General features: G+C 59.7%; 17 protein-coding genes. 10 read left to right on the top strand and 7 right to left on the bottom strand.

Features of this window, described 5'->3' with window-relative positions; translation table 11 throughout:
- Positions 1-11: 11 nt before the first annotated feature.
- Together BTE54_RS10635 and BTE54_RS10630 are read right to left on the bottom strand one after the other, a co-directional pair.
- Positions 12-1,193, bottom strand: coding sequence for a Gfo/Idh/MocA family oxidoreductase (locus tag BTE54_RS10635; protein ID WP_078052397.1), 1,182 nt, complete (start codon positions 1,191-1,193; stop codon positions 12-14).
- Between the two features lie 115 nt (positions 1,194-1,308).
- On the bottom strand, positions 1,309-1,491 hold the full coding sequence (locus BTE54_RS10630; protein WP_059759935.1) for a hypothetical protein: 183 nt from the start codon (positions 1,489-1,491) through the stop codon (positions 1,309-1,311).
- 153 nt (positions 1,492-1,644) lie between these two features.
- Between BTE54_RS10630 and BTE54_RS10625 the strand changes: the two genes are divergently transcribed.
- From BTE54_RS10625 to BTE54_RS10610, 4 genes are read left to right on the top strand one after another with little or no spacing between them, the layout of a single operon-like run.
- Positions 1,645-2,397: a GntR family transcriptional regulator gene (locus BTE54_RS10625; protein WP_003521268.1), complete on the top strand. Its 753-nt coding sequence runs from the start codon at positions 1,645-1,647 to the stop codon at positions 2,395-2,397.
- Between the two features lie 28 nt (positions 2,398-2,425).
- Positions 2,426-3,448 carry an SIS domain-containing protein gene (locus BTE54_RS10620; RefSeq protein ID WP_078052396.1) on the top strand — a complete coding sequence of 341 codons (1,023 nt, stop codon included), beginning with the start codon at positions 2,426-2,428 and terminating at the stop codon, positions 3,446-3,448.
- Positions 3,445-4,617 (top strand): N-acetylglucosamine-6-phosphate deacetylase, encoded by a 1,173-nt coding sequence (nagA, locus tag BTE54_RS10615; RefSeq protein WP_078052395.1) that lies wholly within the window; start codon positions 3,445-3,447, stop codon positions 4,615-4,617. The genes BTE54_RS10620 and nagA overlap by 4 nt, the downstream gene beginning before the upstream one ends.
- A gap of 3 nt (positions 4,618-4,620) precedes the next feature.
- Positions 4,621-5,547, top strand: coding sequence for an ROK family protein (locus tag BTE54_RS10610; protein WP_078052394.1), 927 nt, complete (start codon positions 4,621-4,623; stop codon positions 5,545-5,547).
- A gap of 6 nt (positions 5,548-5,553) precedes the next feature.
- On the opposite strand, the gene BTE54_RS10605 is transcribed toward BTE54_RS10610, so the two are convergent.
- Both BTE54_RS10605 and BTE54_RS10600 read right to left on the bottom strand, forming a co-directional pair.
- The gene (locus BTE54_RS10605; protein ID WP_078052393.1) at positions 5,554-6,807 is read right to left on the bottom strand and encodes an FAD-dependent oxidoreductase; all 1,254 of its coding nucleotides are present in this window, start codon (positions 6,805-6,807) and stop codon (positions 5,554-5,556) included.
- 31 nt (positions 6,808-6,838) lie between these two features.
- Positions 6,839-7,540: a phosphatase PAP2 family protein gene (locus BTE54_RS10600; RefSeq protein WP_003521263.1), complete on the bottom strand. Its 702-nt coding sequence runs from the start codon at positions 7,538-7,540 to the stop codon at positions 6,839-6,841.
- 188 nt (positions 7,541-7,728) lie between these two features.
- Between BTE54_RS10600 and dxr the strand changes: the two genes are divergently transcribed.
- Positions 7,729-8,922 (top strand): 1-deoxy-D-xylulose-5-phosphate reductoisomerase, encoded by a 1,194-nt coding sequence (gene dxr, locus BTE54_RS10595; RefSeq protein ID WP_078052392.1) that lies wholly within the window; start codon positions 7,729-7,731, stop codon positions 8,920-8,922.
- A gap of 35 nt (positions 8,923-8,957) precedes the next feature.
- Here dxr and hemA read toward each other — a convergent pair whose 3' ends face one another.
- Positions 8,958-10,175: a 5-aminolevulinate synthase gene (hemA, locus tag BTE54_RS10590; RefSeq protein WP_078052391.1), complete on the bottom strand. Its 1,218-nt coding sequence runs from the start codon at positions 10,173-10,175 to the stop codon at positions 8,958-8,960.
- 370 nt (positions 10,176-10,545) lie between these two features.
- Between hemA and BTE54_RS10585 the strand changes: the two genes are divergently transcribed.
- The 5 genes from BTE54_RS10585 (at position 10,546) to BTE54_RS10565 (ending at position 19,908) form a co-directional block, all read left to right on the top strand.
- On the top strand, positions 10,546-10,797 hold the full coding sequence (locus BTE54_RS10585; RefSeq protein WP_003492347.1) for a YMGG-like glycine zipper-containing protein: 252 nt from the start codon (positions 10,546-10,548) through the stop codon (positions 10,795-10,797).
- Between the two features lie 175 nt (positions 10,798-10,972).
- Entirely contained in the window at positions 10,973-12,898 is a 1,926-nt protein-coding gene (locus BTE54_RS10580; RefSeq protein ID WP_078052390.1) for an autotransporter assembly complex family protein, read from the top strand.
- Between the two features lie 45 nt (positions 12,899-12,943).
- Positions 12,944-17,104, top strand: coding sequence for a translocation/assembly module TamB domain-containing protein (locus BTE54_RS10575; RefSeq protein WP_078052389.1), 4,161 nt, complete (start codon positions 12,944-12,946; stop codon positions 17,102-17,104).
- 227 nt (positions 17,105-17,331) lie between these two features.
- Entirely contained in the window at positions 17,332-17,808 is a 477-nt protein-coding gene (locus tag BTE54_RS10570) for a chemotaxis protein CheW (protein ID WP_003504949.1), read from the top strand.
- A gap of 330 nt (positions 17,809-18,138) precedes the next feature.
- Positions 18,139-19,908 carry a methyl-accepting chemotaxis protein gene (locus tag BTE54_RS10565; RefSeq protein WP_078052388.1) on the top strand — a complete coding sequence of 590 codons (1,770 nt, stop codon included), beginning with the start codon at positions 18,139-18,141 and terminating at the stop codon, positions 19,906-19,908.
- Between the two features lie 45 nt (positions 19,909-19,953).
- On the opposite strand, the gene fdhD is transcribed toward BTE54_RS10565, so the two are convergent.
- A complete protein-coding gene (gene fdhD, locus BTE54_RS10560) occupies positions 19,954-20,769 on the bottom strand; it encodes a formate dehydrogenase accessory sulfurtransferase FdhD (RefSeq protein WP_078052387.1) in 816 nt (271 codons plus the stop codon).
- 29 nt (positions 20,770-20,798) lie between these two features.
- Entirely contained in the window at positions 20,799-21,092 is a 294-nt protein-coding gene (locus BTE54_RS10555) for a hypothetical protein (protein ID WP_078052386.1), read from the bottom strand.
- Positions 21,093-21,097: the final 5 nt, after the last annotated feature.

The following is a 21,097-nucleotide window of genomic DNA, read 5'->3' as shown; positions in this document are numbered from 1 at the left end:
GCCCACCCCCCTCAAGCCGATTTCACAGCGGGGGATTTCGGCTGCCCGTGCAGCGCCAGATCGTATTCCTCCCACACCGGCTTGAGATCGATCACTTTACGGCCATGGCGCGCTTCATCCATGGCAAGCGCCAGAATACCGGCCTCGATCGCATCGAGCGCGGAAACCGGAAGGGCCGCACCCTTGACGATATGGGCGATAACGTCCTCGGCCATCTGCTCGTCCGCGCCATAATGCTGCGAGAGCGCGGTTGCCGCCGAATAGGTCTTGGCCACGGTCTTTTCATTTGTCCGGGCATTGTGCACGTTCAGGAAGCCGCGCACAAAATCGCCCTCGGCCATGCCCTTGGCGCCGATGACGCAGAAACGGCGGAAATCGTCGGGAACGTTGAGATTGGTATGGAAAGCGAGCGATGCGCCGTTCTCATATTCCACGATCGCCGTCTGGTAATCGATGATGTCGCCGTCGCTGTCGAAGACCTTGTCGGAACCCATCCAGCCGCTCGGCTTGCGATGGTACACCTCCATGTCGTTGATGCCGTCATGCTGCGGCGCGTTTGCCGGCGTGAAGCTCTTGCGCCCGCCGAAGCTCGAGACGAAACGCGGCCGCGCACCGACCACGCCATTATAGAGATCGAGGTCGTGGCAGCATTTTTCCAGCATGAAGGAGCCGGAATAATTCTTGTAACGCCGCCAGTCGCGCATGAAGAATGCGCCGTGATAGGGCGGGATATGCTCCGAGGCCTCGATGGAAACGACATCGCCCAGCTTGCCTTCCGCCTGTGCGGCGCGCAGATCGCGGTAGAGCGGGGAATAACGCAAAACCAGACCGACGAGCAGCCGCTCATGCCCGTGCTTGTTGAGCAGCCGGGCGAGCTCAAGACTTTCCTCGATGCTGACGACGATGGGTTTTTCCGAGAAGATGGTGCAGCCGGCCTCAAGCCCGATACGGATATGCTCCAGATGCATGTGGTTCGGTGAGCCGATCATCAAGAGATCGAATTTTTCGTTTGCGATCAGCGCCTCGGGACTATCGTAAGCCTTGCCGGCCGAAATGCCCTTTTCCTGCAGGCCCGGCAGGCCCGCCGGCGCGGGATCGGCGTAACCGACGACCTCGAAATCCTTGTCGATCTCATGAAAAACGTAGCCCAGATAACCGAGACGGAATCCGAGTCCGATAATTCCCACCTTCATGAACTTTGTTCCCTGTTCATTCGTAATTCATTTTCGCAGAAGCGACCATTTCTGTGCTGGTCATCCAGTTATCTGCGATAATTTCCTGCCACGATGAAATTAATTTTCACAACGGTCAAGCTAAATTCGATTTCGCAAACGCTGCCGCGAGTCGAAAACCGATTTTCCCGGCGCGACGGATGCGAAACGGATCGCCGCCGACCACCGACGCAAAAAACAATACCAAAAAAATGCCAATCGTCCAGAGCAATTCCGTTATCGAGAAAATTTTTTTGGTTAATGCGAAAATATCAAGCATGCAGCCTTATTATCCGGCAAAATATCGAAAAAACCACCGATTAATCGTACAAATCTAGCAATGGTTCTATTTTGGTATTGCCGATTGCGCCGCATATGATATAGCCAGAGCCGGCCATTTCGCCGACCACATGGATCGTGACAGAGGTTATGGATGAACGGGGCAGCGCTTAATCTGGACGACCTGCAATCAGGCGGCGGCCCGCTTTACCTGAAACTGCGCCAGACGATTGAAGACGCCATCAACGGCGGCCGCCTGAAGCACGGCGACGCCTTGCCGCCGGAGCGGGATATCGCCGAAAGCGCCTGCGTCAGCCGCGTCACGGTGCGCAAGGCGGTGGACGATCTCGTCCGCGACGGTCTTCTCGTTCGCCGGCACGGTTCGGGTACTTTCGTCGTCAAGCCCATCACCCGCATGCAGCAGCCCCTGACCAAACTCACCTCGTTTACCGAGGACATGCGCCGGCGTGGAATGACGGCGAGCACCCGCTGGCTGGACAGAGGCCTGTTCCACCCGACCGGCGACGAGATGATGGCGCTCGGCCTTTCCCAATCCGCCATGGTGGCGCGGCTCACGCGTCTGCGTCTTGCCAATGACCAGCCAATCGCACTCGAAGTTACCAGCCTGCCGGGCGATATCCTGCCTGACCCGCAACTGGTGGAAAACTCGCTTTATCTGGAGCTTGAGAAAAACGGCATTCGCCCGGTGCGCGCCATTCAGCGCATCTCCGCCCGTAACCTCACCGATGAGGAAACATTGCTGCTCGGGGTTCCGCCGGGCTCGGCAGCGCTTTCCGTTCAGCGAATGGCCTATCTGGAAAGCGGGCGCCTCATGGAAATATCCCGCGCGCTGTACCGCAGCGACGCCTATGACCTCGTCGCCGAACTGACGATGGGGCCTGAGTGACAAATCTCTTGATCAAGGACACGAAACGATGACAACCCTGATGCGCCAGGAAATCGATGAGATTCCCGATGCAGTCGCCCGCCTGCTGGACAATGCCAATGCCGACTTCCACGAAGCCGGAGACAGGCTGAAGGCCCGTGATCCGGCCGTTATCGTCACCATTGCACGCGGCTCCTCGGACCACGCCGCGCATTTCCTGAAATATGCGATCGAATTGCAGACCGGGCTTCCGGTCGCTTCGCTCGGCCCCTCGCTCGCCTCCATCTACCAGACGAAACTGCGGCTGGACCGGGCGGCGGCCTTCGCCGTCTCGCAATCCGGTAAAAGCCCTGACATCGTCGCTCTGGCGGAAAGCGCTCGCAAGGGCGGCGCGCTCACCTTCTCGCTTGTCAACACCCTGCCCTCCCCGCTCGGCGATGCGGCCAATCACGCCATCAATATCCAGGCGGGCCCTGAAAAAGCGGTGGCCGCAACCAAATCTTTCGTCAACTCCATCGTCGCCGGCCTCGCAATCCTTGCCGAATGGACGGAAGACAGCCTGCTCGCCAAAGCCGTCAGCGCCCTGCCGCAGAATTTCGCCAGGGCCATCGCGCTCGACTGGAGCCAGATCGGCGAAGCGGTCAAGGGTGAGGAATCGCTCTATATGCTGGGCCGCGGTCCGGCGCTGGCCATTGCCGCGGAAGCCGCGCTGAAATGCAAGGAGACCTGCGAACTCCACGCGGAGGCCTATTCGTCGGCGGAAGTGATGCACGGCCCCGTTTCGCTGGTCGCACCGAAATTTCCCGTCATCGCTTTTGCCGCGCGTGACCGCGCCGAAACCTCCGTGACGGATATCGCGGCCGGTCTCGCCGGTAAGGGCGCAAGTGTTTTCGTCACCTCCGCAAAAGGCAGCCCGGCCAAGCCCCTGCCGTTTGTGGAAACCAATCACCCGCTGACCGACGCCCTGTTGCTGATCGCGCCGTTTTACGGCTTCATCGAGCAATTGTCGCGCGCCCGCGGCTTCAACCCGGATGCGCCCGTGGCATTGAAGAAGGTGACGGAAACCCAATGAGCAGCAGCAAGGCATTTGTCGGCGCCCGCATTTTCGATGGCGCCGCGTGGCACGATGGCAAAGCGCTCGTGACCGGCGATGGCCACATTGCCGACATCATCGACCGCATGTCCGTGCCCGCAGACGCCGAAATCATCGATGCGGAAGGACTGCTCATTGCGCCAGGCTTCATCGACCTTCAGGTCAATGGCGGCGGCGGCGTGATGTTCAATAACGAGCCGGATGTGGAAGGCATCGCCCGCATCTGCTCGGCCCATGCGCAATTCGGTACTACGGCGCTGATGGTCACGCTCATCACCGACCGGCCGGATATCACAACCAAAGCCGCCGAAGCCGGCATCGCCGCCCACAAGGCAGGGGTGCCCGGCTTTCTCGGCCTGCACTTCGAAGGGCCGCATCTTTCCGTCGCACGCAAGGGCACCCATGATCCGGCGCTGATCCGAAAGATGGAAACGGCCGATCTTGCGGTTCTGACGGACTGCAAGGCGAAGCTTCCTTTCGTGCTGACAACCATCGCCCCGGAAAACGTAACCGAAGCGCAGGTCACAGCGCTGCACAAAGCCGGCATCGTCGTCAGCCTCGGCCATACCGATGTGGGCCTTGGCGTGGCGACGGCCTATGCCGAGGCAGGCGCATCCATGGTGACACATCTCTTCAACGCTATGAGCCCGCTCGGCCATCGCGAGCCGGGACTGGTGGGTGCGGCACTTTCGAACGGCAAGCTGGATTGCGGACTGATCGCTGACGGCTTCCATGTCGATCCTGCAGCGATCGGCATTGCGCTTCGCGCCAAGAATAATCCCGGGCGCATTTTCCTCGTCACCGACGCCATGTCCACCATCGGCACGGATGATGACGGTTTCGAACTGAACGGCAGGCGCGTCTATCGCAACGGCGGCAGGCTGACGCTGGCCGACGGCACGCTGGCGGGAGCGGATATCGATATGCTCTCCTGCATCCGCTTCATGCATGAAAAGCTGGACACACCGCTGGAAGAAGCCTTGAGAATGGCGTCCACCTATCCCGCCGATGCAATCGGCGCTTCCGGCAAGGGTAAGCTCCTGCCCGGCTTCGATGCGGATTTCGTCATGCTGACGCCCGACCTTCAGATGCATTCGACATGGATCGGTGCAGAAAAAATCCACGATGCCACCCCTTCCGGAGCCTGAATCATGATCGTTTGCTTCGATATAGGCGGAACGACCATCAAGGGCGCTATTGCCTACGCTCCCGACGATATTCGGCCCGTGCCGCGTATCCCGACGCCCAAGACCAGTTTCGAAGACTTCGCCGCCGGCCTGAAATCCGTCATCGACAATAGCGGCGGCACACCCGCCTGCGTGTCGCTGTCGATTGCCGGCGTCATCGATCCCGACACCGGCAAAGCCACTGTCGCCAATATTCAGAGCATCCATGGCAGGGTCTTGAAGGACGAGCTGGAAAAGGCGCTGAACCTTCCCGTCATCGTATCGAACGATGCGGATTGCTTCGTGATCGCCGAATCGGAAATCGGTTCCGGACGGGGTCATCGCGTGGTCTTCGGCGTCATCCTCGGAACGGGTGTCGGCGGCGGGCTGGTGATCGACGGCAAGCTCATCAACAGCGACGGCGGTTTCGCCGGCGAATGGGGACATGGGCCGGTGGCCGCGACATTGGCCGGAAATCCGCCGGTTTCGCTGCCGCGTTTCGAATGCGGTTGCGGGCTTACCGGCTGCGTCGATGCAATCGGCAGCGCCCGTGGCATGGAAAAACTACATTCACATCTTCACCAGCAGGCAATGACCAGCGAGGATATTATTGCATCCTGGCAGGCGGGCGATCCGAAGGCCGCAAGAACCATCGATGTCCTTATCGATATTCTCGCCTCGCCTCTGGCAATGGTGATCAACGTTACCGGCGCAACCATCGTGCCGGTCGGCGGCGGACTTTCGAATTCAAAGGCGCTTCTCGCCGCTTTGGACGAGGTGGTAAGGAGCCGCATTCTGAGGCGCTTCGACCGCCCCCTGGTCGTGCCCGCCATCTGCCGCATCGAGCCGGGGTTGATTGGATCCGCCGTTATCGGGCTGAAATATGCGAAAGAAGCCGCCGGCACTGCCTGAGCGGCATCACATCGTCTCGATCTTTTCCCGGCGGAAACCCAACCCCACCAGCCGGCCGGTCAAATGGGAAAGAAGCGGAAACCGCATGATGGCCAGCACAAAGGCTGGCGGTCCCTTCGGTTTTTCCGCATCTGCCCGTCCCTTTTTGCCGCCGATACGCATCATCCGCTGCAGAAATTGCGTGGCCTTGGTCGGGAAGGATCGCCGCTTTTCAATTGCGGCGAGATCATCATCGGCAACGGCCCGGCCGGAGACGAGCACCGGCACCAATATATTGGCCGCCGCAACCGCATCCTGAATGGCCAGATTAATGCCGACACCGCCAACGGGGGACATGGCGTGGGCCGCATCACCGATGCAGATCAGGCCGGGTTTCCACCAGCGCTTCAGCCGGTCGATACGGACGGTCAGGAGATGCACATCGTCCCAACTCTTGAGCTCATCGAGCCTTTCGCGTGGGAAAGGGCAGATTTCCGCAACCCTGTCCCTGAAGGCTTCAATTCCCTGTAGCTTTATGTCGGCGAAAAACCCCTTTCGCACCACATAACCGCATTGCCAGTAATCGCCCCGGTTGATCATGACGAAACCCTGCCGCGAGCCGGCATGCCCCATGGTTTCCGTCGGATCGTCGGGCTGTTTCGAAAGACGCATCCACAGCACCTCCGTCGGAATGCCGAAGCGCTGCACTTCCAGCCCCGCCGCCTCGCGGACGGTGGAGTTGCGCCCATCCGCCCCCACCACCAGATCGGCCTCTATCTCGATGATGCCTTCCGGCGTGCTGACCGTGAGACCGCCGACATGGCCGCTGCGCTCGATCAGTCCGGTCACCGGCGCATTCATCAGCAATCGGAAATTTTCGTATTGTCCCGCCTTGCCGACGATGAAATTGAGAAAATCCCATTGCGGCATAAAGGCGATGAAGCGGTGGCGGACCGGCAGGCGGGAAAAATCCGCTATCGTGATACGCTCGCCGCCGATAATCGCATTCAGCCTTGGTGCACGTGTGTGCGGCAGGCTCAGAAACTCATCGATGAAACCGAGTTGCTCCATCAATTCAAGCGTTGAAGGGTGGATGGTGTCGCCGCGAAAATCGCGGAGAAAATCCCCGTGTTTCTCGACGACCACAACATCGATACCGCTGCGCGCAAGCAGCAGGCCAAGCATCATGCCCGCCGGCCCGCCACCGGCCACGGCGACGGACGTGCGGATGCGCTGAACGGCACCGCCGTCATTTCGCGGAGCGATTGTCGCTTCTTCCATCACCTTCCCCCTTACATCCCGCTTGAAGGCCTTATCGTGTATCCGCCGCCGGGAGGTTTACATTCTTCGGCTGCGGCCAGCCCTGCGCATCGAACCGGAACAGCATTTCGGACCGGGCAAAGATAAAGGCGAAGGCCATGGCCGTCCACATGCCGAGCAACAGCCCGGCGGCAACATCGCTTGGATAATGTGCGCCGACGATGACACGCGAAACACCGATGACAAGGGCAAGCAGGAGAAACGCCCAGCGGAAGCGCGGCATCAACATGGCGAAAGCGCCGAAAAACGCCCCGGCGGCGGTCGAATGGCCTGAGGGGAAACTTTCATAGAGATTGTCGCCGGTAAATGGGGTGAGGCTATAGGCGCCCATTTCCAGCAGAAGCTCCGGCCGTGCCCGTCCTATCAGGAATTTCAACGTGTGGACGAGAATGCTCGCCGTTCCGATCGTCAGGAAGAAATAGGTAAGAAGCCGCCATGCCGTCCTCAGCCGTCCATTATAGGTCTGCGCCTTTAACACCCGTGCGGCGACATAGGCCAATATCGCCAGAAGGCCAGTGGAATAGAGCATCCAGCGGAAGGTTCCGAAATCGGTAATCGCCCGATTGAAGGAGACCACGCCGCCAGGCAGCGCCTGCGCACTTTCGGAAAGGCGCGGATCAAAAGGAATGAAGACAAGGACCAGCACAAGACTTGCCGCAAAAATCCACCCGCTGGAAACCAGAAAACGTCGCATCGATATCCTCTCATTGTTTTTCTTGCATATGGCTTTGCCTTCCGCAAAAACAATAGCCCCGGCTTTGTCCTTGTTATGGCTGGTTTTCGCGGGTAGAGGCTAAGGAATGTTGCTCGAAAGTGCATGGCGTTTTCGGGAAAACGACGTGCACCGAGAGGTGCGAACCGGAAACGACCGACGGACTGAAAATGACGAATGCCAGTGAAATGCCACGCAAGCTGACAATATTGGGTTCGACCGGTTCGATCGGCACCAATACGCTGGATGTCGTCCGCCAGCTGGGTGGCCGCGACGCGTTCGAGATCACGGCTTTGACCGGCGCGGGCAACATCGCGCTTCTGGCGGAACAGGCGCGGGAATTCGGCGCGCGGCTTGCGGTTACCGCCGAGGACGACAAATACGAAGCGCTGAAATCGGCCCTTGCCGGCACCGGCATCGCGGTTGCGGCAGGTAAATCCGGCCTCGAAGAGGCCGCGTCGACGGATGCCGGCTGGGTGATGGCGGCGATTGCCGGAACCCCCGGCCTTGCACCTACTCTTACAGCCGCACGGCGTGGCGCAGACATAGCGCTCGCCAACAAGGAATGCCTGGTTTCGGCTGGCGATGTTTTTCTGCGCACGGTCAAGCAGGGCGGCGGCAGGCTGATCCCGGTCGACAGCGAGCACAGCGCAATCTTCCAATGCCTGACGGGCGAACACAAGCAGGCCGTGGAACGCATCGTGTTGACCGCATCTGGCGGCCCATTCCGCACATGGTCGCGCGAGGAGATGGCCAATGTTACGGCGGATATCGCCCGCGCCCATCCCAACTGGTCGATGGGACTGAAGGTCTCCATCGGCAGCGCCTCCATGTTCAACAAGGGGCTGGAAATGATCGAGGCGAAATATCTCTTCGATCTCAGGCCCGATCAGGTGGAGGTGATCGTCCACCCGCAGTCGATCATCCATTCGATGGTGGGTTACACCGACGGCTCTTATATCGCCCAGCTCGGCTCTCCCGACATGCGCACCGCTATTTCTTATGCCCTCACCTATCCGCAACGCGGCAATCTGAGTGTCGAGCGGCTGGATTTCGCAAAACTGGCGCGGCTCGATTTCGAAGCGCCGGATGAGGCCCGTTTCCCGGCGATCCGTCTGGCTCGCACCGCGCTGGAGCGCGGCGGTCTACAGGGCGCCGCCCTGAATGCCGCCGAAGAGACCGCCTTTCACGCTTTCGTTGCAGGCAATATCGGTTTTCTCGATATGGCCGAGATCGTCGAAACGGTCATGGACCGCATGCATGACGGTCGCTCCGCCGCCACGATTGAAGATGTCTTCGCAGCGGATGACGAAGCCCGTCGTCACGCCCGCGAACTGATCGCCACTAAAGAAAAGGCCGCGTAAACGCGGCCCGGTCTTCTCTTATCTAAATTGCGGCCTCACGCCACCGCCCGCGCAAGCGCACAATGCGACCAGAGCTGGTGCAGCGCACCGACCAGATGCTCGATATCGGCATCGCTGTGCAGCGGTGTCGGCGTAATGCGCAGGCGCTCGGTCTTGCGCGGCACGGTCGGATAGTTGATCGGCTGCACATAGACACCGTGACTGTCGAGCAGGATATCCGAAATCCATTTGCACTTGGCGGCATCGCCCACCATGACAGGCACGATGTGGCTTGGGTTGTCCATGTGCGGAATACCGCGCGCATCGAGAAGGCCGCGAAGCTTGCGCACCCGGTCCTGATGGCGGGCGCGCTCGAAGGGGCTTGCCTTCAGATGCTGGATCGACGCAATCGCGCCGGCGGCAAGCGACGGCGGCAGGGCTGTCGTGAAGATGAAGCCGGAAGCGAAGGAACGGATGAAGTCGCAGACCGCCGTGGAGCCGGTAATATAGCCGCCCATGACGCCGAAGGCCTTGCCGAGCGTTCCCTCGATGATCGTCAGGCGATCCATCAGGCCTTCGCGCTCGGCAATGCCGCCGCCGCGCGGTCCATACATGCCCACGGCATGAACTTCGTCAAGATAGGTCATGGCGCCATAACGGTCGGCCAGATCGCAGATTTCCTTGATCGGCGCGATATCGCCATCCATCGAATAGACGGATTCGAAGGCGATCAGCTTCGGCGCATTCGGATCCGCCGCCTTGAGCTTGGCTTCGAGGTCTTCGAGATCGTTGTGCTTCCAGATCACCCGCTCGCAGCGGCCATAACGGATGCCTTCGATCATCGATGCATGGTTGAGCGCATCCGAGAAAATGATCAGACCCGGAATTTTCTGACCGAGCGTGCCGAGGGTCGCCCAGTTGGAGACATAACCCGAGGTGAAAATCAGCGCCGATTCCTTGCCGTGGAGATCGGCAAGTTCGCGCTCGAGCAGGACGTGGTAGTGGTTGGTGCCAGAAATATTCCGGGTGCCTCCCGCACCCGCGCCACAGTGATCGATGGCGGCCTTCATGGCTTCGATGACTTTCGGGTTCTGGCCCATGCCGAGATAGTCGTTGGAGCACCAGACGGTCACATCCTTGCGCTCGCCATTGGCGTTATATCGTGTCGCACGTGGGAAATTGCCCTGCTGGCGCTCGATATCCGCAAAAACGCGATAACGTCCCTCAGAATGCAGGCTTTGCAGTTCCGTCGTGAAAAATGCCTCGAAGTCCATGCCATGCTCCAGAATTGACCAGATCGTTTTGTGCCTCGACACCGGGACCGTCAACCCTTGCGGGCCACATTAACCGCGTCTGCGTCAATTCGCCGTTGTTTTGAACCATTCCAATAAAACGTTTATAGAACCCGATGAAAAGTACAAAATTGATTCACATCAAAAAACCCGGATTTTTGGAACCTTTTTTGCGCCGCGCCGTTGTTTGGGACGCAATCGATTACGCTCGGAGGAATGCCGAAAGTGGAGGCTTCCCTAAACGACATCGAATTGTTAGTTATCTGTGGCGGTCGGAGGTAGCAGTCGCCGCAGATAAATATGGGACGCCTACCGAGCCACAAGAGCTCATTGTAACGTTGGAGAGAGTTTCATGAAAAAGGCAATCATATTTGCGCTGGTCGGCCTGTCGCTCGCAAGCTGCACGCAGACCGAAAAGGGAGCTTCAATCGGCGCCGTTTCCGGTGCTGTCCTTGGCGGCGCTATCACGGGCAACGTTCGTGGCGCGGCAGTGGGTGCGGCAATCGGCGGCGTGGGCGGTGCCCTCATCGGCAATGCTTCCGAACCGGGCTATTGCTATTATCGCGACCAGTACGGTCAGCGTTACACGGCGCGTTGCCGCTAATCGCTTCGCTAAATACCGTTGCACAGAAGCCCCGGTCAACCGGGGCTTTTTGCGTTTTGGGCGGCAAAACACAAGCGCAAGGGTCCTCAAAGCCGTTTATTTATGATTAAATTGCAATGTTAACGGACAGGAAACGGGTTAGGGCGACAATAAAGGCTCAACCATAAAGCAGCTTATGCGAAGAACACGAACTAACCCGAAGACAGGTATTGCGTATCGGAAAGCTGGCACCGCGCTTGCGGTTGCTGTGACGTTCGCCCTGTATCCGGCGTTTACCCGTGATGCCTTTGCCTTCAAACTGTTCGGCATGCGCCTCTGGGGTTCGGAAGAACCCGAGGTCGAGGTTATCAACCCCGTCAAATACGCCGTCACGCTCGATGCCACGGACGCCGATAGTTCCCTGAAAGACAGCCTGGAAAACAGTTCGCTGCTTCTTGCCGACAAGGACAAGCCGGCCTCCGGCGATCTTGGCCTTCTGATAAAGGCAAGAGACGACCGGGACAGGCTGATCGCGGCGCTTTATGAAAACGCCCGTTATGGCGGCATCGTCAAGGTCACCGTTGCCGGCAAGGATGTGGATAGCCTGCCGCCCAATCCGGTGTTCGATCATTCCGCTCCGGTACCCGTGGTCATTACGGTTACGCCCGGCCCGGTCTTCAAACTCGGCAATGTCAGGCTTGAAGGCGATGTCACCGGCCGCAACCTTGAGGAATATGGCCTGACGACCGGCGGCGACGCGGGTTCTCTCGCCATCATCCGCGCCGGCAACAAGTTGATCGATGATCTGAAGGCCGAAGGCCGTCCGCTTGCGAAGCTGACGAAACGCGAGGCCGTCGCCAACCACGCGACAAACACGGTGGACATTACCATGGCGGCCGAAGGCGGTCCCGTGGCGCCCCTCGGCACGGTGACCGTCACGGGTGAAAAAACCGTCGATGGCGATTTCATCCGCCGTTATTCGCGCCTCAATGGCGGCGAGCCCTATTCGCCGGAAAAACTGCGCAAGGCCGCCGACAGGCTGCGACAGCTCGGCGTCTTTTCCAGCCTGACCATCAAGGAAGCGGGAACGCTGGCGCGCGACGGTACCATTCCGCTTACCATCGAGGTTTCGGAAGGCAAGCACCGCTATTTCGGCGTCGGCGCGCAATATTCCACCACGGAAGGCATCGGCCTTCAGGGTTATTGGGGCCACAGGAACCTGTTCGGACAGGCGGAATCGCTGCGTATCGAAGGTTCGGTTTCGCGCATCGCAGAGGCATCGAGCGTCGAAGGCATGGATTATTCGGCGGGTATCACTTTCACCAAGCCCGGCATGTTCAATCCGCGCACCACTTTCAAGACCAGCCTGATTGCCAAGACCGAACACCCGGATACATACGACGCCAAGACCGTGACTGGCACGGCCGGTTTCGCCTACGAGCTGAACGATACCGATACGGCCGCAGCCGGCCTCGAGGTGCAATGGGCCGATACGGAAGACGCATTCGGCAAGAACGAATATCTCACCACCTCCATCCCGCTGGAGTTCGTTCGTGATACACGCGACGACAAACTGAACCCGACAGAAGGCTTTCGCGCCTCTGTGGCCGCCAAGCCAAGCTATGAAGCACTGAACGGCACCTTCTTCTCCTCTTTCGAAGGCTCCATTTCGGGCTACAAGGGACTTGGCGCCGAGGACCGGTTGATCATGGCCGGAAAGCTTTCCGGCGGTGTGCTGGTCGGCGGCAGCGATCTGCAGGACATACCCACCACCAGGCGCTTTTATGCCGGCGGCGGCGGATCGGTACGCGGCTACAGCTATCAGGAAATATCGCCGTATAATGCCGCCGGCGATGCGACGGGCGGCCGCTCCTATGTCGTCGGCTCCATCGAGGCCCGCATCAAGGTCACCGACACGATCGGCATCGTCCCCTTCATCGATGCGGGTGTGGTTTCGGAAGACGTGGCACCCGATTTTTCCGATATCCGGGCTGGCGCCGGTATCGGTCTGCGTTACGCGACGCCCTTCGGGCCTCTGCGTCTCGATGTCGCCATGCCGCTCGACAAATACGATGGTGGCAACAGTTTCGGCATTTATGCTGGCATCGGTCAGTCTTTTTAAACGCCGCAGTCGAACACCCTTGCAACAGAGTGTAGATTACCCTTTATGAAAACGTTGATTCGATTGCTGAAATGGCTGGGCTACGCTGCCTTGTGCGGCGTGGTGCTGGTGTTGCTTGCGGTTCTGTTCGTCGGCTTTACCCCGATGGGCGCAAGAATTGCCGCAAAGCAGATTTCATTGCTCGTTTCCACGCCCGATCAGGTAATCGAGATTTCGCCCCCGAGCGGCCTTTTGACCGGCCGCCTGCGGCTCGACAATGTCACCCTTTCAGACCGGCAGGGACCTTATGCCCGCGTGAGCCAGATCGCCGTCGACTGGTCGCCGCTCTCGCTGCTTGCCGGCACCTTCCATGCCGACCGGGTCTCGGCCGGATCGATCGATGTCGAGCGCAAACCGCTTGCCCCGGAGCAGACATCGACCAAGAGCTCCGGCAATTCCTCGCTGCCGATCGAAATCGCCGTCGACAAGTTCAGCTTTCCAGATATCAGCCTCGGCCAATCGCTTCTCGGCCGTCCGTTCGACCTCAACGCGGAAGGCAACCTGACGGCTGCCCAGGACGATATGCGGCTGTCGCTCACCGCCCATCGGCTCAATGCGCCGGATGCTGAGGTTAATGCCGACATCGCCTTCCTTCCGAATGAGAATGTCCTGAAGCTGAAAGCGGAGATGAAGGAGCCCGAAGGCGGTCTTCTCGCCACGCTGCTTTCGCTTCCGGGAACGCCTGCGGTGGCGATAGACCTCAACGGCGAAGGCCCGCTTTCCAACTGGACGGGCACGCTGCGCGGCAATGTCGCCGGCAACCCTGTCGTCAACGTCACCGGCCGCCACCTTCTTGCAGATGATGGCACCCGCCGTATCGAAATTGCAGGCGGTGGTAAGCCCGATCTGCTTCTGCCCCCAGCCTTCCGTCAGCTTTTTGCTGGCGAGACAAAGCTCGACGCAAATGCAACCCTTTCGCCGCAGGGCCGCATCGAAATCGGCAGCAGCACGCTGGAGACCGGCACCCTGCTGTTGACGGCGTCAGGCACGGTCGATCCGAACGGTCAGAACGATCTCGCCGCCAATCTCATCGGCACCGCCGGCCCCGTGGATTTTCGCTGGCCGCTGGAGAATGGCGAAGTTCAGGCCCTCATCAACGGCCTTGATCTTTCCCTCAAGGGCGGTGCAGACGCCGCGCATCTCAACACGACGGTATCCTTGCGCAGCCTTTCCCTGCCGCAAGGCAGGCTCGATGACGTCAAGCTGACGGCCGAAAGCGCCGATCTCAACATCGCCAATCGCAGCGGCACGATCGCGACGGTCCTGTCCGTGGCGCAATCCTCCTTCGTCAGCCCCGATATCGACCGGCTGGTGCGGGCGCCCCTCAACATCAAGGCGCCGCTCAGCCTCACTTCGTCAGCTATCGGCTTCGACGGCGCAACGCTGGAAAGCGCCAGTGTCGGTGGGACTTTGAACGGCAGTTTCGATCTCGCCGGCAATCGCCTGACCTCCAGCGTGCAGCTCTTCGCGCTGCCCGCTACCCTTCCACCGGCCCTTGCGGAAAAGTTCGACACCACCATCGCCCTCCAAGGCGATATCAACGTGACCATCGGCGGACGCACCAGCCTTGAAAACCTCGTCGTCAAGTCGGGAACCATCGAAGCAACCGGCAATGTCGGCCTCGAAAACGATGCATTGAGCGCCAGCCTGACGGGAAAATTTCCCGCTCTTGAAAAACTGACGCCACAGGCGAAGGGCGTCGCCGATTTTGCAATCGAGGCCAGCGGCGCACTGGCAGCACCGGATTTCAACGTCACCCTGAGTTCCGAAAGCGCAATCCTTGCCGGGCGAACACTTGAATCGCTGAAGGTCAATGCAACGGGCAAGGCCGATCCCGCCGCGCCTCAGGCAAAGCTCACCGCCAGCGGCAGTCTCGACCGACAGAAGATCGACGCCAATGCCGATGTGGTGCAGACCGAAAACGGCACGGCCATCCCCGAGCTGCATGTGGCCGTAGGCCGGAACATCCTGAACGGGCAGCTGCAATTCTCGCAGCAATTCCTGCCATCGGGCAATCTCTCCTTCAATTTCCCCGACCTTGCCCTGCTCGCGGCCCTCGCCGCGCAGCAGGCGGATGGCGATATTGCCGGCGACATCGCCCTGAGCAACACCAATGGCCGAATTGCCGCGACAATCAAGGCCAATGGCAACAGCATCCGCCAGGGTACAACAACGATCTCGAAACTCGCCGCCGATATTTCCATCGACGATCTTCAGGCTCTCGCCATCAATGGCAAGGTCAGCGCCGATAGCGTCAATGCCGGCGCCGCCGCGATATCGGGCCTGAATGCCACCATCGGCCATTCAGGCACGACGACGCAGTTCGACGTCAATGGCCGTTACGACAATGCGCCGCTGGTGGTAAAAGGCAGCGCTGAGACCGGCGGATTGCCGATGACAGTGCGCGTCGACGCCTTTTCCGCCGCCCCCAAGGGCATTGCGGTTCGCCTTGAAAAACCGAGCACCATCGCCATCCAGAACGGCACGGCCCGTATCTCAGATCTGACCATCATCACAGGTGAAGGGCGCGTTGAGGTCAACGGCAGCGCCGGATCGACGCTCGACATCAATGCCGATATCCGTTCGCTGCCCGCCAGTCTCGCAAATGCCTTCGCCACCGGACTGGATGCGGCAGGCAGCATCTCCGGCACGGTGAGCGCCAAGGGTGCGGCATCGAACCCCGCGGTCAATTACAATCTGAACTGGACCAATGCCGAGGTCGCGCAGACACGCGCGGCAGGCCTCGCCGCGCTCGGCATCAAGGCGAACGGCCGCTTTGCGGGCGGCACCTTGCAGATCGACACCAATGTATCCGGCCAGGGCGGCATGTCGCTGTCCGGCGGCGGCTCGCTCGGCATCGCCGGCAATCGTCCGCTTTCCATGGCGTTTTCCGGCAGACTGCCCTTCTCTGCCGTCGCGGCGCAAACCGCATCGCAGGGCCTCGATGTGGACGGCACCGCCGCCATCGATGTGAAGATTTCCGGCAGCGCTTCCGCACCTGTCGTTACCGGCAGCATCACCACCGATGGTACGCGCCTGACCGATGTGCGCCGGAACCTGACCATCAACGACCTGGGCGCCACCATCACCTTCGACCGCGACCGCGCCGTCATTTCGCGACTGACGGGCAAGCTGGCGGGCGGCGGAACGATCTCGGGAACCGGCAGCGTCGGCATAGCCGGTGGTTCTGGTTTCCCCGCCGATATATCGATCACGCTCAATCGCGCCGGTTATAATGACGGCACGCTGGTGACGACGGTGGTAAGCGGCACGCTGACGTTGAAGGGCCCGCTGCTGAATTCTCCCGTGCTGGGCGGTAACCTGACGCTGGACAGAAGCGCCATCACCATTCCGGAAAAGCTTCCGGCCTCGCTGACGGAAATCGATGTCAAGCACAAGAACGCGCCACCGAAGGTGCGCGCGCAGGCCAAGGCGCTCGGGGCTGATCAGGGCGGCAGCGGCAGTTCGTCCACCATCAATCTCGATCTGCAGGTGAACGCACCGAGCGGCATCTTCGTGCGCGGACGCGGCATCGATGCGGAACTCACGGGCAATCTGACGATCCGTGGCACGGCAGCCGTTCCGGTCATTTCCGGCGGCTTCGAAATGCGCCGTGGCCGGCTCGAAATCCTCACTCGCCGCCTCGATTTCACCACCGGCAATATCAGTTTCGGTGGCGGCCTCGTTCCGGTCCTCGATATGAAGGCCGACTCGACGGTCGGCTCGACGACCATCACGGTGGCCGTTTCCGGCAACGCCAACGATCCGACCTTTGCCTTCTCCTCGGCACCCGCCCTGCCACAGGATGAGGTGATGGCGCAGCTGATCTTCGGCCAGTCCATGTCGAAACTCTCGGCTCTGCAAATCGCAAGGCTGGCCGATGCCGCCGCCCAGTTGGCCGGCGGGCGTTCCACTTCGCTGTTCGACAAGCTCAGAAGCAATCTCGGCGTCGACGATCTCGATATTTCGACCGATTCCGAAGGGCAGGCCCGTGTTTCCGCCGGTAAATATCTGAACGAAAGAACCTATCTCGAGCTACAGCAAAGCGGCGAATCCGGCGCAAAAGCCATCATCAACCTCGATGTGGGACGGGGTGTGAAGCTACGCGGGGAAGCGGGTGGCGATGGCGAAGGCGCAGCCGGCATATTTTACGAGAAGGAATATTAGCATTTCCGGTAAAAGTGCGTGGCGGTTTTTACATCCGGACAATGCGTAAAATACTCTAGGGCCACTTCGCATTTAGGTTTGCGAAACCATCTGATGATACAAATCATCCATTGAAGACGGAAATATTGTTTCCGGCTGTTCAGGCACCAGGCAGAACGCCAAATCCGCATATGCAAGTGTCGGTGCACTTGCGCCGGCCTCCACAGCGAGCATTGGGAAGAATTCTGATGGCAATGATTAACTCTACCAATTTTGGCGGTGAGACGCTCGAAATCATCGCGTTCCGCCTGCATGATCAGGAATTCTGCGTGAAGACGACGACCATCCGCGAAATTCGCGGCTGGGCGCCTTCTACGCCCATTCCCCACGCACCGAAAGACGTCATCGGCGTCATGAACCTGCGCGGCTCTGTTATTCCGATCATCGATCTGGCTCACAAGCTCGGCATGAAGAGCACCGTCGCCAATGAGAGAAGCGCCATCGTGGTGGCGGAAGTGCACAACATGGTCATCGGCATGCTCGTCGACCGCGTTTCCGACATTCTGACGATCCCGGCAAACCAGGTGCAGCCGGTTCCGGAAATCTCGGCTTCCTTCGACAAGTCCTATTCGGAAGGCATCATCGCCAACGAACACGGCATGATCTGCTTCCTGAACCTTGCGAAAATGTTCAAGGGAACCGAAGCGGAAGATCTCGCGGCCTAATCAGGCCTTTTCGGCTGGCCACGCCACACGAAGACTATCGATCAATCCAGACCGCCGGCGCTTCCTGCCCGGCGGTTTTGTTTTTACTCTTTACGTCGCCTTACTAAATAAGAACATTTTAATATTATAGATATCTAATATTAAAAGCCGTGGAGCAGTATCACGCCGGCAGGAATTTCACGCTGGCCCAATACCTGACCGAGGTGGAGAGACGGAAGTGCCTGCATTGCTGCCTTCGGCGGCAAACCTGTTCTTGTTCAACATGATACGACGTGGACCGCATATCCTGTGCGGCTCACCGCGCCGTGGGCCGTTTTTGGGGGACGTATAATGCTGGGGTTAGGGAAAAGCGCAGATAACAGAAATATACTCGATGCCATATCGAGATCGCAGGCGGTCATAGAATTCGATCTCAAGGGTAATATCCTCACCGCGAATAAAAATTTCTGCACGGCGCTGGGTTATGATCTCACCGAGATCGTCGGCAAGCACCATCGCATCTTCTGCGACAGCGAGCTTGCCGGGTCGCGGGCCTATCAGGAATTCTGGGAGTCGCTCGCCCGTGGCGAGTTCCAGGCCAGGGAATATCGCCGTATCCGCAAGGACGGCTCGGTTATCTGGATCGAGGCCTCTTACAACCCGGTTTTCCGTTCCGGCAAACCCTATAAGGTCGTGAAGATCGCCACCGACATCACCGCCAAGAAAATCAGGGCAGTGGATGATGCGGGCAAGCTGGAGGCGCTCTCCCGTTCGCAGGCCACCATCGAGTTTTTCCCGGATGGCACCATCATCACCGCCAACCCGAATTTCTGCGCCACGGTGAATTACGACCTCAAGGAAATCGAGGGCAGGCATCACCGCATGTTCTGCGATCCGGCCTATGCCGCCTCGCCTGCCTATGGCAATTTCTGGCCGCGACTGGCGGCAGGGGAATTCATCTCGGATGAATTTGTCCGCTATGGAAAGAACGGCAAGGAAATATGGATCCAGGCCGCCTATAATCCGGTGCTGGACGAGGCGGGCAAGGTTGTCAAAGTGGTGAAATTCGCCACGGATGTCACGCCGCGCATGAGCGCCATCAGTGTGCTTGCCGATGCCCTGCGGGCGCTTGCCGAAGGTGATCTTGTGCAGCGCCTCGACAACAGCTTCGTGCCCAGCATGGAAAAGCTGCGCGCGGACTTCAACGAAGTCGTCGCCAAGCTGCAGGCCACCATGCAGACTATCGCCCACAATGCCTCGACAATCGCTTCGGGCTCCGGCGAAATCCGCATCGCTGCCGATCAGCTTTCGCAGCGTACCGAACAGCAGGCCGCCTCGCTGGAAGAGACAGCAGCCGCGCTGGAGGAAATCACCACCACCGTTACCGATGCCAGCCGGCGCGCCGGCGAGGCCGGAAAGCTGGTGCTGCGAACGAGAGAACATGCCGAACATTCCGGCGATATCGTCCAGCAGGCAATTTCCGCCATGGATGCGATTTCGCGGTCCTCGGGTGAAATCACCAATATCATCGGCGTCATTGACGACATCGCCTTCCAGACCAATCTTCTGGCCCTCAATGCGGGTGTCGAAGCCGCCCGGGCCGGCGAAGCGGGCAAGGGTTTCGCCGTTGTGGCGCAGGAGGTCCGCGAACTTGCACAACGATCCGCCGTTGCGGCCAAGGAAATCAAATCCCTCATCAACACCTCCCGGGAGCAGGTCGCCAACGGTGTGGATCTGGTGGGCAGAACCGGCGGCGCGCTCCGGGATATCCAGTCGCAGATGAGTGAGATCGACACCAATGTCTCGGCGATCGTTGAAGCCTCGCGCGAGCAGGCGAATGGTCTCAGCGAAATCAATCAGGCCGTCAACGTCATGGATCAGGCCACCCAGAAAAACGCCGCCATGGTGGAGGAAACCACCGCCGCCAGCCACGGCCTCGCCACGGAAGCGGAAAATCTGCACGAATTGCTGCGGCAGTTCAGAATATCCCACGAGGCATCGCCCGCCCGCCCGGCCGACAAAAAACCGGCCGTCGTCACCCGGCTCCCGACGCCGCAACCGCGATATGCCGCGGCGCCAAGATCTCACGGAAACGCAGCAGCCGAATGGGCGGAATTCTAGGCCCGCTCTGAAGCCAAGGGCCGCCGGGAACCGGCGGCCTTAATGTTATAGAAGGATACGATCCACCCGGGTGAAGATTTCAAAATCCTCACCCCGCACCAGCGCCACAAGTGTGACACCCGAACTCTCGGCCGTTTCGATGGCAAGCGCCGTGGGCGCGGAGATCGCCGCCAGAATGGGGCTACCAAGAATGGCGGTCTTCTGGACCATTTCCACCGACAGGCGGCTGGTGACCACCACAATGCCCGTATCGGGCGATAGGTCCGCATTGACAACCGCACCTGCGAGCTTGTCGAGCGCATTGTGTCGGCCGACATCTTCGCGGACAGCAAGCAGCCCTTTTTGAGGATTGTAGAAACCCGCGCCGTGAACTGCCCTCGTTTCGCGATTGAGGCTTTGCGCTTCATTCAGCGCTTTCACCGCAGCAACGATGTCATCTCCGTCAACGGAGACTTCCACGCCGCTCAACTCCGGTACCACGCGGACCGCCTGTTCTATGGATTCAATGCCACAAAGACCGCAGCCGACGGGGCCTGCCATATGCCGCCGTCTTGCCCTCAGCGCATCCGCATTGGCATCCTGCAAATCCACCTGAACATCGAAGCCCTGCCCGGCCTCGATTACCTCGATGGAACGGATTTCCGCCCTTGTGGATATGATGCCTTCCGTAAGACTGAAACCGACCGCGAAATCGACAAGATCAGCGGGGCTGGCCATCATCACGGCATGGGTGCTGCCGCCATAGGAAAAGGCAACCGGCACCTCCTCCGGCACCGCCCTCTCGCCCTCCACTATGACCCCTTCGCGCAAAGCGGTTCTTGCGACCCTCCGGTAACTTGCCTTTGCCGACACGCCGATCACTCCTCCATGACGAAAATCCGCTTCGTCTCTCACACGATCTCAAAACAGCATTTCTTCCCGGTTATCACATCTAACCGAAAGCCCTGAAAATCGGAATCGGTTTCACGGGTGCGCCCGTTGAAGGGACTCTTTGCCTCACCCATTTTCCGCACGTGCATGACTGATGCGATCCCGCCGACGCCGTTCGGAAGCTCAGACCGGGCCAAGTGACGGGCTTCTGTGCGAAAGCAGCCATGCTTCGCCTGATATGGGGAGACAACCGCCCAAACAAAAAAGCGACCGAAACGGCCGCTTTCTGCTTTAGGTTTTTTGTGGGCAGTCATTCTTT

Origin of the sequence: Agrobacterium sp. YIC 4121, assembly GCF_002008205.1 — a bacterium.
Taxonomy (GTDB): Bacteria; Pseudomonadota; Alphaproteobacteria; order Rhizobiales; family Rhizobiaceae; genus Agrobacterium; species Agrobacterium leguminum.
The sequence above is the reverse complement of the archived record's forward strand: the minus strand, read 5'-3'. Positions and strand labels throughout refer to the sequence as shown.